Source organism: Allobosea sp. NPDC003192, assembly GCF_050275675.1.
Classification (GTDB): domain Bacteria; phylum Pseudomonadota; class Alphaproteobacteria; order Rhizobiales; family Beijerinckiaceae; genus Allobosea.
In genome coordinates, this window is sequence record NZ_JBNNPK010000013.1 from 157477 (window position 1) to 173168 (window position 15692).

At 65.8% G+C, this 15692-nt stretch carries 14 protein-coding genes; 4 read left to right on the plus strand and 10 right to left on the minus strand.

Annotation, left to right across the window (positions count from 1 at the left end):
* The first annotated feature begins 59 nt into the window (after nt 1-59).
* Nucleotides 60-1271, plus strand: coding sequence for a M20 aminoacylase family protein (locus tag ACQKLX_RS18570; protein WP_427363030.1), 1212 nt, complete (start codon nt 60-62; stop codon nt 1269-1271).
* 217 nt (nt 1272-1488) lie between these two features.
* Here ACQKLX_RS18570 and ACQKLX_RS18575 read toward each other — a convergent pair whose 3' ends face one another.
* The 3 genes from ACQKLX_RS18575 to ACQKLX_RS18585 form a co-directional block, all read right to left on the minus strand.
* Nucleotides 1489-3171 (minus strand): mucoidy inhibitor MuiA family protein, encoded by a 1683-nt coding sequence (locus ACQKLX_RS18575; RefSeq protein WP_427363031.1) that lies wholly within the window; start codon nt 3169-3171, stop codon nt 1489-1491.
* Between the two features lie 306 nt (nt 3172-3477).
* Complete coding sequence (locus ACQKLX_RS18580) at nt 3478-5100, minus strand: ABC-F family ATP-binding cassette domain-containing protein (protein ID WP_427363032.1); 1623 nt, start codon at nt 5098-5100, stop codon at nt 3478-3480.
* A 77-nt stretch (nt 5101-5177) separates the two neighbouring features.
* Entirely contained in the window at nt 5178-5786 is a 609-nt protein-coding gene (locus tag ACQKLX_RS18585) for a TetR/AcrR family transcriptional regulator (protein WP_427363033.1), read from the minus strand.
* 77 nt (nt 5787-5863) lie between these two features.
* On the opposite strand from ACQKLX_RS18585, the gene ACQKLX_RS18590 reads away from it, so the two are divergent.
* A complete protein-coding gene (locus ACQKLX_RS18590) occupies nt 5864-6469 on the plus strand; it encodes an NAD(P)H-dependent oxidoreductase (RefSeq protein WP_427363034.1) in 606 nt (201 codons plus the stop codon).
* Nucleotides 6470-6656: 187 nt separating this feature from the next.
* Here the strand turns inward: ACQKLX_RS18590 and ACQKLX_RS18595 are convergent, their stop codons facing one another.
* Nucleotides 6657-7538 (minus strand): type 1 glutamine amidotransferase, encoded by an 882-nt coding sequence (locus ACQKLX_RS18595; protein ID WP_427363035.1) that lies wholly within the window; start codon nt 7536-7538, stop codon nt 6657-6659.
* Nucleotides 7539-7650: 112 nt separating this feature from the next.
* Between ACQKLX_RS18595 and ACQKLX_RS18600 the strand changes: the two genes are divergently transcribed.
* Nucleotides 7651-8556: a DMT family transporter gene (locus ACQKLX_RS18600; RefSeq protein ID WP_427363036.1), complete on the plus strand. Its 906-nt coding sequence runs from the start codon at nt 7651-7653 to the stop codon at nt 8554-8556.
* Between the two features lie 22 nt (nt 8557-8578).
* Here ACQKLX_RS18600 and ACQKLX_RS18605 read toward each other — a convergent pair whose 3' ends face one another.
* The 6 genes from ACQKLX_RS18605 to ACQKLX_RS18630 all read right to left on the minus strand — a co-directional run bounded on the left by ACQKLX_RS18605 (nt 8579) and on the right by ACQKLX_RS18630 (nt 13848).
* Entirely contained in the window at nt 8579-8830 is a 252-nt protein-coding gene (locus ACQKLX_RS18605) for a hypothetical protein (RefSeq protein ID WP_427363037.1), read from the minus strand.
* Nucleotides 8831-8853: 23 nt separating this feature from the next.
* On the minus strand, nt 8854-9120 hold the full coding sequence (gene rpsU, locus ACQKLX_RS18610; RefSeq protein WP_427363038.1) for a 30S ribosomal protein S21: 267 nt from the start codon (nt 9118-9120) through the stop codon (nt 8854-8856).
* Nucleotides 9121-9259: 139 nt separating this feature from the next.
* Complete coding sequence (locus ACQKLX_RS18615) at nt 9260-9469, minus strand: cold-shock protein (protein ID WP_091836184.1); 210 nt, start codon at nt 9467-9469, stop codon at nt 9260-9262.
* Nucleotides 9470-9682: 213 nt separating this feature from the next.
* Entirely contained in the window at nt 9683-10693 is a 1011-nt protein-coding gene (gene bla, locus ACQKLX_RS18620) for a class A beta-lactamase (RefSeq protein ID WP_427363039.1), read from the minus strand.
* A gap of 181 nt (nt 10694-10874) precedes the next feature.
* Nucleotides 10875-12464, minus strand: coding sequence for a phosphoglycerate dehydrogenase (gene serA / locus ACQKLX_RS18625; RefSeq protein ID WP_427363040.1), 1590 nt, complete (start codon nt 12462-12464; stop codon nt 10875-10877).
* Nucleotides 12465-12669: 205 nt separating this feature from the next.
* The gene (locus tag ACQKLX_RS18630; RefSeq protein WP_427363041.1) at nt 12670-13848 is read right to left on the minus strand and encodes a phosphoserine transaminase; all 1179 of its coding nucleotides are present in this window, start codon (nt 13846-13848) and stop codon (nt 12670-12672) included.
* A 162-nt stretch (nt 13849-14010) separates the two neighbouring features.
* On the opposite strand from ACQKLX_RS18630, the gene ACQKLX_RS18635 reads away from it, so the two are divergent.
* Nucleotides 14011-14601, plus strand: a complete 591-nt coding sequence (locus tag ACQKLX_RS18635) for a hypothetical protein (protein ID WP_427363042.1) — start codon at nt 14011-14013, stop codon at nt 14599-14601.
* The last annotated feature ends 1091 nt before the right edge of the window (nt 14602-15692 follow it).

A 15692-nucleotide genomic window follows, 5' to 3' on the forward strand; every position in this document is an offset into this window, starting at 1 on the left:
CGGGCATGGCATGAGCCATGCTTGCAAAAAAGGAGCGCCGCGGCTGGGGAACACCGATCATGACGAAGCTCGACGACTGGCTCGGCGCGCATCACGCCGAGTTCACGGCGATCCGCCGCGACATCCACGCGCATCCCGAACTCGGCCTGGAAGAGTATCGCACGGCCAGGCTCGTCGCCGACAGGCTGCGCGAATGGGGCGTCGAGGTCACCGAGACGATCGGCAAGACCGGCGTCGTCGGCGTCATTCGCGGCAACCAGCCCGGCCAGCGCGCCATCGGCCTGCGCGCCGACATGGACTGCCTTGCCCTGGAAGAGCTGACTGGGCTGCCGCACGCCTCGAAGTTTCCCGGCCGAATGCATGCCTGCGGCCATGACGGCCACACCACCATGCTGCTCGCCGCCGCGCGCTATCTCGCCGAGAACCGGGATTTCGGCGGCACGGTCAACCTGATCTTCCAGCCGGCCGAGGAAGGCCGCGGCGGTGCCAACGCCATGCTCGCCGACGGGCTGTTCGAGCGCTTCCCCTGCGACGCGATCTACGGCCTGCACAATACGCCGGGCCTGCCCGCATCGCATTTTGGCACGGCGGTCGGCCCCTTCCTCGCCGCGGCCGATTCCTGGCGGGTGACCTTCCGCGGCGTCGGTGGCCATGGCGGTTCGCAGCCGCACCGCTCGACCGACATCACCTATGCGCAGGCGCATTTCGTGCTCGGGCTGCAAGGCATCATCGGCCGCAATGTCGCGCCGCTCGATACCGCCGTGATCAGTGTCGGCTTCATCCATGGCGGCGACGAGAACGCCTCGAACGTCATACCCTCCGAGCTCGTCATCGGCGGCACGGCGCGGACCTATTCGCAGGAGGTGCGCAATCTGGTGGAGCGGCGCATCGGCGAGCTTGCCGCGGCGACGGCGCAGGCCTGGGGCTGTGAAGCCGAGGCTTACTATCATCGCGGCACCAGCCCGCTGGTCAATGCCGCCGAGCAGGTCGGTGTCGCAGTCGCCGCAGCCTCGGGCGCAGTCGGGTCCGAGCATGTCAACGGCCAGATGCTGCGCGGCACGGGCGGCGAGGACTTCGCCGAGATGATGCTGGTCTGCCCCGGCGCCTTCATGCGCATCGGCAACGGCGTGGCGGCGGACGGCTCCTTCGCCGGCCTGCACACCCCGCTTTACGACTTCAACGACGAGATCATCCCGGCCGGCGTGCGCTACTGGGTCGGGCTGGTCGAGCAGGAGCTCGGCCAAGGCTGGCAGGCGATCGCGGCGGAGTAGAGGCGCGACGCGAAACCCCTCCCCCTTGTGGGGAGGGGCAGGGGTGGGGTCGCAAAACCGGCGCGGTCGGTTGGAATTGACGCGCAGTCGCGAGCGCCAGCCATCTTCTGAAGCCAATCGCCAAGCGGCACCACCCCCATCCCCAACCCTTCCCCACAAGGGGGAAGGGAGGAGTCTGGGCAATCAGCCTTGCGCGGAGGAATTCCGAGGCGGCCACCTACCGCCGTGGCTGGTCGAAGATCACCTCGCGGTCGCCGGGATATTTGATCCGGTAGGCGAGGCGGATCTCCTTCTGCGCCCCGGGGGCGAGCTCGAAGCTCCAGGCCGAGACGCCGCGCTTGTCGCCGACCTGCTTCTCGGTCGGCGGCGTGCTTTGCGACAGCAATTCGATCGTGATCGCGCTGTTCTCCGAGAAGGGGATGCGCTCGGTCACGGTGAGCTTCACCGGCTGGGCGTGCAGGCTCTTGATCACCGTCTTGAACTCGCGCTGGTCGGTACGGGTCGAACCGAGCCAACCGGAATCGTTTTCGCGCCGGCGTATCGGGACGCGCGTCACCTTGAGGCGGTCGTCGGCGCCGAAGCCGAGCTCGACCTTGTCGCCGGGCGCGACCTGTCCGAGCCGGCCCTTGCCGATATAGGCGCCGTCGCGGTGGAGATAGACCTCGCCGGCGAGCAGCGGCGCCTCGTCCTCATGGCTGAAGCTGGCCTCCAGATAGGCCTTCTCCTCCAGTTCCGGCGTGGCGCGGGCGGAGAGCTCCGGCTTGACCTTGCCCTGTGTCAGGACCACCGCCTTGCTGGAGCCGTCCTGCGGGACGGTGACCCGGCCGGGCACCTTGAAGCTCGCCTGATAGGCGCCAGCGCTGACGCTGGCGGTCTGCACCTCCGCCTGCTTCGGCGCAGCGGCGCCGAGCGCCTGGTCGGGCGCGGCGGGCGCCGGTGCGATCGCCAAAGCAGGCGGCCTCGCGGCGCGTTCGGAATCCTGTCGCTGCAGGCGGGCCCGCTCTTCATAGACCACCGGTGGCTCGTAGAAGGCGATGCGCAGCGGATTGAGTTCCGGCGCACGCGTGCCTTGCGCCGAGCGTGTCGTCGAGAGCTCGACCGCGACCTCGCTCCAGTCCTCGCCGGTGCGCTGGCGCAGTTCGGCGCGGCGGGTGAAGGCAATCTCGGCGCCGCCATTGGTATTGCCTGTCGTCAGCCTCGCCTCGTAGACCGGGAGCCAGCTCGCGCCGGCGACGCGGTAGCTGACCGCAATATCGGCCGCGACCGGCGCCTTCGCCTCGACGGCGATGGCGACGTCGCGCCTGGGCTGGCTGGCGCGCGGCGCCAACGGCCTTGCCTTCTCCAGAGCGGCGATCTCCGCATCGAGATCCGAGATGCGGTTGCGCAGGGTCAGCAACTCGCCCTGGACCTTGACCAGCGCGGTGCCGATCGCGTCGAACACTGCCGGCCAATCGCTGACGGGCAGGACCTTGCCGTCGGGACCGAGCTTGTCGGGGCCGATCTTGCCGAAATTCTCGATGGTGGCGCGCTTGGCCTCGATCGCGCTGACCTCGCCGGCGAGCTTGGCCTTTTCGCCCTGGAGCGCCCGGATCTTGCCTTCCAGCACCTGGTCGAGGGCGGGGCGGGCCTCGCCCGGGACCTGGCGGACATCGACCGCGCCGATCGAGAAGGCGCCCGTCCCTTGCGCCTCGACCCGGATCGAAGCGGGGTCGACGCTTGCGGGCAGGCCGCGCAGCACGATCTGCGAGACGCCCTCAAGCAGCGAGGCCTTGCCGAGGCGAGTCACTACCGCGCCGTCTGGGTAGACGGTGACGCGGTCGATCTTCGAGGCAAGTTCGATCTCGGCAGCGCCGGCGAGGCTCGGCACGAACATCAAGGCTGCGGCCAGTCCGGTCTTCATCATTTTAGTCCCCCGACAAATCAGGCAGCCGCGATTTGTCCGGTGGATTTCGGCGCGGCGAGGGCAGAATTGGGCCGGAACGCGGGACAGCGCCGCGAGAGCCGGATCCGATCAGGTTGAACCAACCGATCGGTGAATCCGTCTCTCACTTTTGGTTAGAGACCGTATTTTTTGCCGATCAGCTTGCAGTGCAAGCTGATCGGAACGGGCTCTAGGCGCCATCACCGCCCGGCGACGATGGCAGGCCCTTGCCGGCGCCAGCGCGGTTTTCGCTACGTCAGGGGATGCCTCGGCGCGTTCAGCGCCTCACCCCCTCAGCCCCGGCGCCTCCTGGCCGGTGCTGGCGACGTATTCGGTGTAGCCGCCGCCATAGAGGTGGACGCCCTCGGGCGTCAGCTCCAGCACGCGATTGGAGAGCGCCGCCAGGAAATGGCGGTCGTGGCTGACGAAGAGCATGGTGCCCTCGTATTGCGCCAGCGCCGTGATCAGCATCTCCTTGGTGGCGATGTCCAAATGGTTGGTCGGCTCGTCGAGCACCAGGAAATTCGGCGGGTCGTAGAGCATCTTGGCCATGACGAGGCGCGCCTTCTCGCCGCCGGAAAGGAAGCGGCAGCGCTTCTCGACATCGTCGCCGGAGAAGCCGAAGCAGCCGGCGAGCGCGCGCAGTGAGCCTTGCCCGGCCTGCGGGAACGAGCCTTCGAGCGACTGGAAGATGGTGGCGTCGCCGTCGAGCAGCTCCATGGCGTGCTGGGCGAAGTAGCCCATCTTGACGCTGGCTCCGATCGCGACCGAGCCGCTATCCGGCTGCGAGGCCCCCGCGATGAGCTTCAGCAGCGTCGACTTGCCGGCGCCGTTGACGCCCATCACGCACCAGCGCTCCTTGCGCCGGACGTTGAAGTCGAGCCCGTCATAGATGGTCTTGGCGCCATAGCGGACATGCACGCCCTTCAGCATGGCGACATCGTCGCCCGAGCGCGGCGCCGGCTGGAACTCGAACTGCACGGTCTGGCGGCGCTTGGGCGGCTCGACGCGTTCGATCTTGTCGAGCTTCTTGACGCGGCTCTGGACCTGCGCCGCATGCGAGGCGCGGGCCTTGAAGCGCTCGATGAAGGCGACCTCCTTGGCGAGCATCGCCTGCTGGCGCTCGAACTGCGCCTGCTGCTGCTTTTCGGCGAGCGCACGCTGCTGCTGGTAGAACTCGTAGTCGCCGGAATAGCTGGTCAGCGTGCCGCCATCGATCTCGACGATCTTGCCGACGATGCGGTTCATGAACTCGCGATCGTGCGAGGTCATCAGCAGGGCGCCATCATAGCCCTTGAGGAAGCTCTCCAGCCAGATCAGACTCTCGATGTCGAGATGGTTGCTCGGCTCGTCGAGCAGCATGGCGTCGGGCCGCATCAGGAGGATGCGGGCGAGGGCGACACGCATCTTCCAGCCGCCGGAGAGGGCGCCGACATCGCCCTCCATCATCTCCTGGCTGAAGCCGAGGCCACCCAGCACCTCGCGGGCGCGGCCGTCGAGCGCATAGCCGTCGAGTTCCTCGAAGCGCCCCTGCACCTCGCCATAGCGCGTGATCAGCTCCTCCATCTCGTCGGCGCGGTCGGGGTCGCCCAGTGCCGTCTCGAGCTCCTTGAGCTCGGCAGCGATGGCGCTGACGGGACCTGCACCATCCATCACCTCGGAGACGGCGCTGCGGCCCTTCATGTCGCCGACATCCTGGCTGAAATAGCCGATGGTGGTGCCGCGATCGACGCTGACCTGGCCCTCGTCCGGCAGGTCCTCGCCGGTGATCAGCCGGAAGAGGGTAGTCTTGCCGGCGCCGTTGGGGCCGACGAGGCCGACCTTCTCGCCCTTCTGCAGCGCCGCCGAGGCCTCGATGAAGATGATCTGCTGGCCGTTCTGCTTGCCGATGCTTTCGAGGCGAATCATGATGTCCGGGACGCTGGAAACTGGAGTTGCCGCGCCTTTACAGGGCTCCCGGCGTATGGGGAACCCCGAAGCGTGGATCAGCCCCGCGCGCTACGCGCGACCATGGCGGTGATCGTCTCGAACAGCTCCCGCTTGGCCTCGTCGGCGCCGATCTCGTCCGTCGCTGCGGCATGCGACAAAGCCTCGGCGGCGCCGAGCATGGCGCGCAAGCCCGCGGTCGGGATCGTCCGGCCCCCGGCGAAAGGCGCGAGCAGGTTGCGGCAGCGCTCGAGGAAGATCAGGTCGCAGTCGCGCTTGACCGCGGCAAGCTCGGGCGAGCCCGCCAGGGCTGCGACGACACCGGGAATCTCGCGGCCCTGGGTCAGGACGCAGTCGACGTAAGAAGAGGCGATCGCCCCGGCCTTGCCGGCCAGGTTGGCTTCGCTGCCGTCGATCGCGGCGTTCATGACTGCATATTCGCGCGCGTCGAAATCTCGATAGAGCGCGATCAGCAGGCCGCTGCGGGTGACGAAGTGGCTGTAGACCACCGGCTTGGTGACGCCGGCCCGCTCGGCGAGGCGGCCGAGCGTTAGCGCATCCGTTCCTTCCTCGCCGACGATCCGCCAGGCGGTCTCGATCAGCTGGCGCTGGCGATCCTCGCGCGTCAGGCGCTGACGGCGCGGGCGTTCGATTTCGAGGCTTGACATATCTTATGTACCAAAAGTAACTTACTAAAAGTATATAACGGCCCCTGGCCGATCGCAATCAGCGCAGGAGAGATTCCATGCACGCCCTCGTCGTTGTCGCCCATCCCGATCCCAATTCGCTCAGCCATGCCGTGGCGCAGGCACTGGCTGATGGCGTCACCGGCGCTGGGCATACCGTCGAGATCGCCGATCTCGCCAAGGAAGGCTTCGACCCGCGCTTTTCGCTGAACGATCTCGCCGTACACCGCCGCGAGATCGCGCAGCCAGCCGACATCGCCTTCGAGCAGGCGCGGGTCGACCGGGCCGATGCGCTGATGCTGGTCTACCCGATCTACTGGTGGTCGATGCCGGCGCTGATGAAGGGCTGGATCGATCGCGTCTTCGCCAATGGCTGGGCCTATGAGGAGCTGGAGGACATGAAGACGGTCAAGAAGCTCCAGCATCTGCCGGTACACCTCGTTGCCCTCGCCGGCGCCGACATGCGCACCTTCGCCCGCCACGGCTATTACGGCGCGATGAAGACCCAGATCGACCACGGTATCTTCGGCTATTGCGGCGCGCCGGTCGTGACCTCGGAGTTCCTGGTGCCGGTGGCGGACATGTCCGAGCATCTCGCCACGGCGCGGGCGCTCGGCGGCAAGGTGTTCGGGACAGCAGCAACCCGAGTGGCCGACGCGGCTTGAGAGCAAAGGGCGCGGGGAACCCTTCTCCCGTGTGGGAGAAGGGCAGGGATGAGGGCCTGCGCTATCCGCAGAAGACGCGACGGCGCCGCCTTGCCAATATGATCAGCGGCGGCCCTCTCCCATCCGGGAGAGGGGATCCCGCGCTTGCCTCGCCTACCTGTCTGGGTGATCGACAATCTCTCTCGTCTCAAGCCCGCCCGCGCACGCTCGCCTGCGGCTTCACCCGTATCTCCAGGAAGTTGCGCAGCTCGGTCACGCGCTTGACCGGATCGAGCACCTCGTCGTCGAGGCCATGCGCCCAGGCGAGGTCGCGGCGGGCGGGATCGGCGTCGAGCGCGTCGAGGTCGGCGAGCCAGGCCTGTGTATCGGTCTCGTCCTTGCGGAAGCCGCGCTCGATCAGGATCTTGCTGTGGCGCCGCAGGATCGTGGCGATCAGGCGCAGCGAGAATTCCGGGTGGTACTGTACGCCCCAGAAGCTGCCGCCATCCTGGCGGAACTCGGCGGCCTGGATGGGACTCATCGCGTTCGAGGCGAGGATGGTGGCGTCGGCCGGCGGGGCGACGATGCTGTCGAAATGGATCGCCGGAGCGTCGAAGGCAGCCGGGCGGCCGGCGAGTAGCGGGTGCCGTGCGCCGGCCTCGTTGACGGCGATGCGGCGGGCGAAACCGATCTCCAGGCCGTTGGGATTGAGCCCGACGGTGCCGCCGGCGGCGACCGCGCCGATCTGGATGCCCCAGCAGGAGCCGAAGCAGGGCGTGCCGCTCCGGTAGATCGCCCGCATCAGTTCGATCTGCCTCGTCACCGCCGGCTCCGGGCTGTGGATGTGGAGCGAGGAGCCGGTCAGGGCGATGCCGTCATAGGAGGCAAGGCCGGCGCCGTCGGGCAGGTTGGCGCCCTCGTCGGCGGGCAGGCAGATATCGGTGATTAGCGACGGCTCGATCCGGCGCAGCTCCGCGGCATAGGCCTCCGAAGGTGTCGCGCCGGCGTCGCGGATGTATTCCTCGCGCCCTTCGCGCTTGTAGCCGTCGACGACGAGGACGCGGAGCGGCTTGGGGCTGAACACGTTCATGGCTTTCTCGGCACGTTGCGCGAGGCGATGGGCTGCATTGCGCCTCCTCTCATAGGACAAGCGCCACGCGCAAGGCTATGCAAGCGCTCCGCAGACATGAGGATCATGCGTCTTGCAGCCGGCCGCCTCCCTTCCGCAGCGTGTCTGGGCCAATGCCTATCTGCTGCTGACGTTGACGACGCTGATGTGGGCCGGCAATGCCGTGGCGAGCCGGCTCGCCGTCGGCGAGATCGCGCCGATGACGCTGACCGCGCTGCGCTGGGTCTTCGTCTGCACGATCATGCCCTATCTGTTCCGCCGGGGCCTGCGCCAGCACTGGCCGGCACTCAAGGCGAACTGGCTCAAGGTGGCGCTGCTCGGCGCCTTCGGCTTCACCGCCTTCAACACGCTGATGTATATCGCGGCCTATTCGACCACCGCGATCAATATCGGCATCCTGCAAGGCTCGATTCCGGTTTTCGTGCTGCTGGGCGCCTTCCTCGTTCTCCGAACGCCGATCGGCGGCCTGCAGGCGCTCGGCGTCGCCGTGACCATCCTCGGCGTGCTGGTGACGGCGAGCCGCGGCGACTGGCACGTCCTCTCGCAGCTCAGCTTCGTGCCAGGCGATCTGTGGATGATGATCGCCTGCGTGCTCTATGCCGGCTACACCGTCGGCATCCGCACGCGCCCGGCCATGCCGGGACTGATCTTCTTCACCGCGATGGCGATGGTCGCCTGTATCGTCTCGCTGCCGCTGCTCGGGGTCGAGATTGCTACCGGCAAGGCCTATTGGCCGACGACGAAGGGCTGGCTGATCCTGATCTTCGTCGCGATCGGCCCGTCGATCCTGTCGCAGCTCTTCTTCATGCGGGCGATCGAGCTGATCGGCCCGGGCCGGGCCGGCGTCTTCGTCAATCTCGTGCCGGTGTTCGCGCCGCTGCTCGCCGTGGCGATCCTCGGCGAGCAGCTTGCGCTCTATCACGGGCTGGCGCTGGCATTGGTGCTCGGTGGTATCTGGATCGCCGAACGCAAGCGTTGAAGCGGCCGGCGGAAGGGCGGAGTTATTTGGCGCGCTTGGTTCGCGTCGCCTTGGCCGGCTGAGTCTTCGCCGCTTCGGCGGCGGCTTCCGCATCCGCTGCCTCCTTGGCGAGCCGCAGCGCCCTGAGCCTGGCCGTCTTTTCGGCAACGGCCTGCTGCTCGGCGCGCACGGCTTCGATCGCGCTCTCCGCTTCCTGACGACGCTGCTCGCCCTTGGCGAAGTTACGCTCGGCGCGGAGCTTGGCCTGCTCTGCCGTGAGCCCTTTGGTCGCCATGACTGCAACTCCTGTGGTCAGGGTCAGGACGCGGCGAGCGCCGGACGCGGTGGCCGGACCGGACGGGGTTTCGGCTTGGGCGCTGCGATCAGGCCTTCGCGCTGTGCCTGCTTGCGGGCGAGCTTGCGGGCACGGCGGATGGCGTCGGCCTTCTCGCGGACGCGCTTCTCCGAAGGCTTCTCATAAGCCGAGCGCCGCTTCATCTCGCGAAACACGCCTTCACGCTGCATCTTCTTCTTCAGGACGCGCAGCGCCTGCTCGACATTGTTGTCGCGGACGAGAACCTGCATTCGGACTTCCTTCTCTTGAAAACAAAAAAGGGCCGGGCTGATCCCGACCCTTCCTGAGCTATCCCGCTCGAAGCGAGACTGGCGCCGGTACATCCGTGGTCGCCCGCCCCTGATCCTCTATGCCGGACAGCCTATCGGCTCACTCGGCGCGGAGATTGTCGGCCGACATCTTGCCCGAGCGCTTGTCCTGGACGAGCTCATACGAGATCTTCTGACCGTCGCGGAGATCGCGCAGGCCAGCGCGCTCGACGGCGCTGATGTGGACGAACACGTCCTGGCCGCCATCATCCGGCTGGATGAAGCCGAAGCCTTTGGTGCCGTTGAACCATTTGACGGTGCCGTTGGCCATGCCATGCCCCTTTGTCGCAAGTGATCGTTCACGCATGACGACCGCCATGCGTGTTTCGATGAGGAGAATGTCGTCAGCAAAGCGCACAAAGGCGCGGGCCAATTCGTTCGGCCTAGATCGAATACTACAAATGGGGGTTTGTCCCCCATTTGTCAACGCAACTTTACCGTGTGCCGGCTTGGCAAGGCGCTCAGCTCAAACCCGCTCGCGCTGCTATCGCAAGCTCTCGACCGCCAGCTTCGCCACCGCGGCATGGGCCGCCTCGCGCTCCTTCTCGCCGACCTGCGCGCCGGCGAGATAGACGGCGATGGCGAAGCGCCGGCCGTCCGGCAAGGTGACGATGCCGATGTCGTTGGTGGCGTGGTTGAGCCCGTCGGCGCTCGGTCCGAGGCCGGTCTTGTGGGCGAAGCGCGCGCCTTTCGGCAAGCCGGTCTTGATCCGGTTCGGGCCGGTCTTGGCCTCCAGCATGATCTTGTCGAGCAGCGCGGCATTTGCAGGGTCGCGCAGCCAGTTGCCCTTGGCGAGGCCTTCGAGAAAGGCGATCGAAGCCTCCGGCGAGGCGGCGTCGCGCTTGTCGGTCAGCGTCGCCTGCAGGCGCTTCTTGCGCTCGGCAGCGGGGATCGCCTTGATGGCGGCGTAGAACTTGGCGGTGTCGATCGCCTCGTTCCAGCCATAGCCGGGCAGGCCGAGGATCTCCGGCTGGAAGACCCGCTCATAGCGATCGACCGAGATGCCGGTGACGCCGCCATCCTTGAGGATGGCCGTCAGCGCCTGCGGCCCGCCGATCAGGCGCAGCAGCAGGTCGGCGGCGGTGTTGTCGCTCTCGGCGGTCGAGCGGGTCAGGAGCTCGCGCAGCGGATAATCGTTGCGCTCGCCCTTGAAGGCCTTGGCGAGCGGGCTGTGATAGAGTGAGAGGTCGTTGCGGGTGACGGTGATCTTCTGGTCGAGCTTGAACTTGCCCGCCTCGACCGCCTGCAGCACGCCGATCGCGAGCGGCAACTTGAACACGCTCTGCAGCGGGAAGGGCTCGGTGCCGCGATAGGACCAGCTCTTGCGGTCCTTGAGGTCGATCAGGCCGACGCCGATGCGGCCCTTCGTGCTCTGCTCGATCGTCCTGATGCCGCTGTCGAGCTTGGCCTTGTCCCAATCGGCAAAGGCGGGGGAGGCGGCGAGGACAGCGAAAGCGGTGGAGCAGGCGTAGGCGAAGGCGCGGCGGGTCGGCATGAAAAATCCCCTGTGGCGGGCCGCCACAGGGGAGAAAGATTGCGGCGCGGGTAGGGCACCACCGTCATGCTCGCCCTTGTGGCGAGCATCCACGTCTGGAACACCGAACGAGATCAGCGAAGCGAAGACGTGGATGGTCGGGACAAGCCCGACCATGACGAGTTGATGCCAGGAAAAACCGTCAGAACTTCAGCCTTCTCGCCCGCTTGACCATCGGGATCTCGTGGATCTTGGCCAGCAGTTCGTCCGAGACCGGCTCGTCGACGGCGACATAGCAGATCGCATCGCCGCCCGGCTTGTCGCGGCCGAGATTGAAGGTCGCGACGTTGACGCCGGCGGCGCCGAGCAGCGAGCCGAAGGCGCCGATGAAGCCGGGCTTGTCGGCATTGCGGACATAGAGCATGTGCGGCGCGAACTCGGCGTCGACCTGGATGTCGCGGATCTCGATGATGCGCGGCTTGCCGTCATGGAAGACCGTGCCCGAAGCATGGCGCGGCATGTCCTCGGCCTCGACCACGATGCGAATGACGCTTTCGAGATTGCCGGCGACCTCGCGGGTCAATTCCTCGACGACGATGCCCTTCTCCTTCGCCACCATGGCCGAGTTGACCATGTTGATCTCTGGCAGAAAGGGCCTGAGAACGCCGGTGATCGCCGCCGCCGAGATCGCCTTGAGGTTCAGGCTCGCGACCGCGCCCTCATACTCGATGCGGATGCCCTTGACCGGCGCCTCGGTGAGCTGGCCGAGGAAGGAGCCGAGCTTTTCGGCGAGATCGACGAAGGGCTTGATCCGCGGCGCTTCCTCGGCCGAGATCGACGGGAAGTTCACCGCATTGGTGATCGCGCCCTTCAGGAGATAGTCGCTCATCTGCTCGGCGACCTGCAGCGCGACGTTCTCCTGCGCCTCATTGGTCGAGGCGCCGAGATGCGGCGTGCAGACGACGTTGTCGAGGCCGAACAGCGGGTTCTGCTCCGCCGGCTCGACCGAGAACACGTCGAAGGCGGCGCCGGCGACATGGCCGGACTTGATCAGCTCGGCGAGGGCCGCCTCGTCGACCAGCCCGCCGCGGGCGCAGTTGACGATGCGCACGCCCTTCTTGGTCTTGGCGAGATTCTCGGCCGAGAGGATGTTCTTGGTCTTCTCGGTCATCGGCACGTGCAGCGTGATGAAGTCGGCGCGCTTCAGGAGCTCGTCGAGCTCGACCTTCTCGACGCCCAGCTGCAGCGCCCGTTCCGGCGAGAGATAGGGGTCGAAGGCGATGACGCGCATCCTGAGGCCGATGGCGCGCTCTGCGACGATCGAGCCGATATTGCCGCAGCCGATCAGGCCGAGCGTCTTGGCCGTGATCTCGACGCCCATGAAGCGGTTCTTCTCCCACTTGCCGGCCTGGGTCGAGGCGTCCGCAGACGGGATCTGGCGGGCGAGCGCGAACATCATCGCGATGGCGTGCTCGGCGGTGGTGATCGAGTTGCCGAAGGGCGTGTTCATCACGATCACGCCGCGGCTGGTGGCGGCCGGGATCTCGACATTGTCGACGCCGATGCCGGCGCGGCCGATCACCTTCAGCTTCGTCGCCTGCTCCAGCAGCTTGGCGGTGGCCTTGGTCGCCGAGCGGATGGCGAGGCCGTCATAGTCGCCGATGATCGCGGCGAGCTTGTCCTTGTCCTTGCCGAGATTGGGATCGAAGGTCACGTCGATGCCGCGATCTTTGAAGATCTGGACGGCGGCGGGGGAGAGGGCGTCGGAGATGAGGACTTTCGGTGCGGGCATGGGGATGGCTCCAGCTGCGCCGCGCTGCACGAGGAGCGTGTCGGCGCTGAGAATAAGGAAAGGCGCGATCCTTCTCCCCTCGGGGGAGAAGGTGGCTCGGCGAAGCCGAGACGGATGAGGGCCGGCGGGCAAGGGCGCTAACGAGAAATGTCGCGCTGCCCTCACCCCAACCCTCTCCCCCGAGGGGAGAGGGGGCGCGTTGCGGTTACGCCGCCTTCTTGCCGAGCCCCGCCTTCGCCTCGGCAAAGGCGTACGCGATCCACGGCAGCAGCGCCTTGAGATCGCGGCTCTGAACCGTCGCGCCGCACCAGATGCGCAGGCCGGGAGGGGCGTCGCGGTAATGGCCGAGATCGTAGCCGGCGCCGGCCTTCTCGATGATCTGGACGACCTGCTTGGCGAACGCCGCCTGCGCGTCGGCTGAGAGCGCCGTCACCGCCGGGTCGGTGAACTTCAGGCACACCGAGGTGTTCGAGCGCGTCTTCGGCTTGACCGCGAGGAAGTCGATCCAGTCGTTCTCGCGCACGAACTTGGCGATCACGCGGGCATTGCCGTCGGCGCGCTTCACCAGCCCGTCGAGCCCGCCGACCTTCTTGGCCCAGGCCAGCGCATCGAGATAATCCTCGACCGCGAGCATGGACGGTGTGTTGATCGTCTCGCCGGCGAAGATGCCCTCGGAGAGCTTGCCGCCCGAGGTCATGCGGAAGATCTTCGGCAGCGGCCAGGCCGGCTTGTAGGTCGTGAGCCGCTCGACCGCGCGGGGCGAGAGCACGATCATGCCATGCGCGGCCTCGCCGCCGAGCACCTTCTGCCAGGAGAAGGTGACGACATCGAGCTTTTGCCAATCGAGGCGCTGGGCGAAGGCGGCCGAGGTGGCGTCGCAGATCGTCAGGCCCTCGCGGTCATCGGCGATCCAGCTGGCATCGGCGACGCGCACGCCCGAGGTGGTGCCGTTCCAGGTGAAGACGACGTCACGGGTCTTCGTGTCGACCTTCTTCAGGTTCGGCAATTCGCCATAGGGGGCGGTGAAGGTGCGCACATCCGCCAGCTTGAGCTGCTTGGCGACATCGGTGACCCAGCCCTCGCCAAAGCTCTCCCAGGCGACCATGTCGACGCCGCGGGCGCCCAACAATGACCACATCGCCATCTCCATGGCGCCGGTGTCGGAGGCCGGCACGATGCCGATGCGGTAATCGGCCGGGACCTGCAGCACCTCGCGCGTCAGGTCGATCGCGAGTTTCAGCTTGTCCTTGCCGATCTTGGCGCGGTGCGAGCGGCCGAGCGCTGCGTCACTGAGGGCTTTGAGGTTCCAGCCGGGGCGCTTGGCGCAGGGGCCGGACGAGAAATGCGGCACGCGCGGACGCGCGGCCGGAATCGTATTCGCCATCGATGTCTCCATCCTTGCAGATGGGCGCGCCGCGTTGGGGCGGCGTGTCCCGTCGATGGGCGTAGGATGGAGGGGTGGGGGGAGTCAAGGTGGCCCTATTGTGGTAGGCTCCCAATTGTTGCTTACTCGCTTTCAGCTACATGGCGAGGTGGGGCGGGGAAGATGGGAAGTCTTAAAGGAGCCGCGTCAATTAGCGCGGTGATTTTGGCTCTGATTGCGTCTGCTGTTTGGGATTTTGCGTTCAAGCCAATAATTCTTGTTGTATACGAAGCTATTGTTTCGCTTGGGACTCTAGGAATATCTTCTCTTAGAGATGGTATTTATGAAGAGATCGGATTTCAAAGAACTCAATCCATAGGTATATACCTATTATTGCTTTTTACCGGGTTATTTATGTCTTTGTCTTCAGCTCCTGTTTTTGCGTATTTCGGTTTAAATCGCCGGGTTAAGCCAGATAGAGTGCCTTCGCGTAAATCTTTGGTTTGGCGAAATTCTTTTATGTATTTTAGCATTTTCTTTTCATCGCTGATATTTATGCTTACTTTTAGAGCAATATATGTTTCTCAGACTACCGATATGTTGAGAAATTATCAAGTTATCATTGCGCCATATATTTCTTTGGAGGAGAGGCTAAATTTAGCTTCGCGGGCCGCTAGAATTAGCAGTAAAGATGATTTTATGAGTATTATTGTAACCATAAATGATGTTATGAGAAAACATAATATAAAGATGCGAGAGATTATTATAATATAAATTGCGAATATGGCTCTTCTATATTTATGCGCGTCGCCGTTCTTAGGCAGTGTTTGTGCCGCTGCCGAAGTAAGGGCAGTGTGTCCCGCAGGAGCCTCGCTTCGGGTTGGGAGAAGGTGGGCGGCTCCCCTCCGTGGAAACTTATCCCCGCCCTCCAAACCTCCCGTATAATGCCGCGCATCCCATCCCCGAGGGGCGGCCAGCCGGAGGCATGTCGTTTGGCGGGATGGGTGCGGCGCCTGCGGGCGAGGGTTGCGCCTCGCTCCCGGGAGGCTTCGGGAACCGCGACCTGAACCCCTCTCCCGGATGGGAGAGGGGCAGGGGTGAGGGCCCGCCGCTGATTGTCTGAGCGTAACGGAGCCGCTGCGGCTTTCTGCGGCGAGGGCAGGCCCTCATCCGGCGCTCCGCGCCACCTTCTCCCATCCGGGAGAAGGTTGGGCCGAGGTTCCGGTTCTCTCCCGTCATGGTCGCCCTTGTGGCGACCATCCACGTCTTTGCGGCGCTTTGACTAGGCGCCCGAAATTGCTTGCATCGATTCGCCGGCTATCCGTGCCGCAAGACGTGGTCGGGACAAGCCCGACCATGACGGACGAGCGCGGGGAACCCTCTCCTGGAAGGAGAGGGCAGGGTGAGGTGTTCGGACTGGAAACACTAGCCTGAACCCATCCGCGCGGTCAGCGCTCGCGGAACTGGTCCAGCGGCCTACACCTCACCCCTACCCCTCTCCTTACAGGAGAGGGGTTCTGCGTTGCGGTTCCAGCCCCCTGCGGGGACAGACCGCAAACTTATCCCCGCCCTCCCAACCTCCCGTATAATGCCGCGCATCCCATCCCCGAGGGGCGGCCGACCGGAAGCATGTCGATTGGCGGGTGGCGCCTGCGGGCGAGGGTTGCGCCTTGCTCCCGGGAGGCTTCGGGAACCGCGACCTGAACCCCTCTCCCGGATGGGAGAGGGGCAGGGGTGAGGGACCGCCGCTGACAAGCAGGGCGCAACTGGGCCGCTGCGGCTTTCTGCGGCGAGGGCAGGCCCTCATCCGGCGCTCCGCGCCACCTTCTCCCATCCGGGAGAAGGTTGGGCCGAGGTTCCGGTTC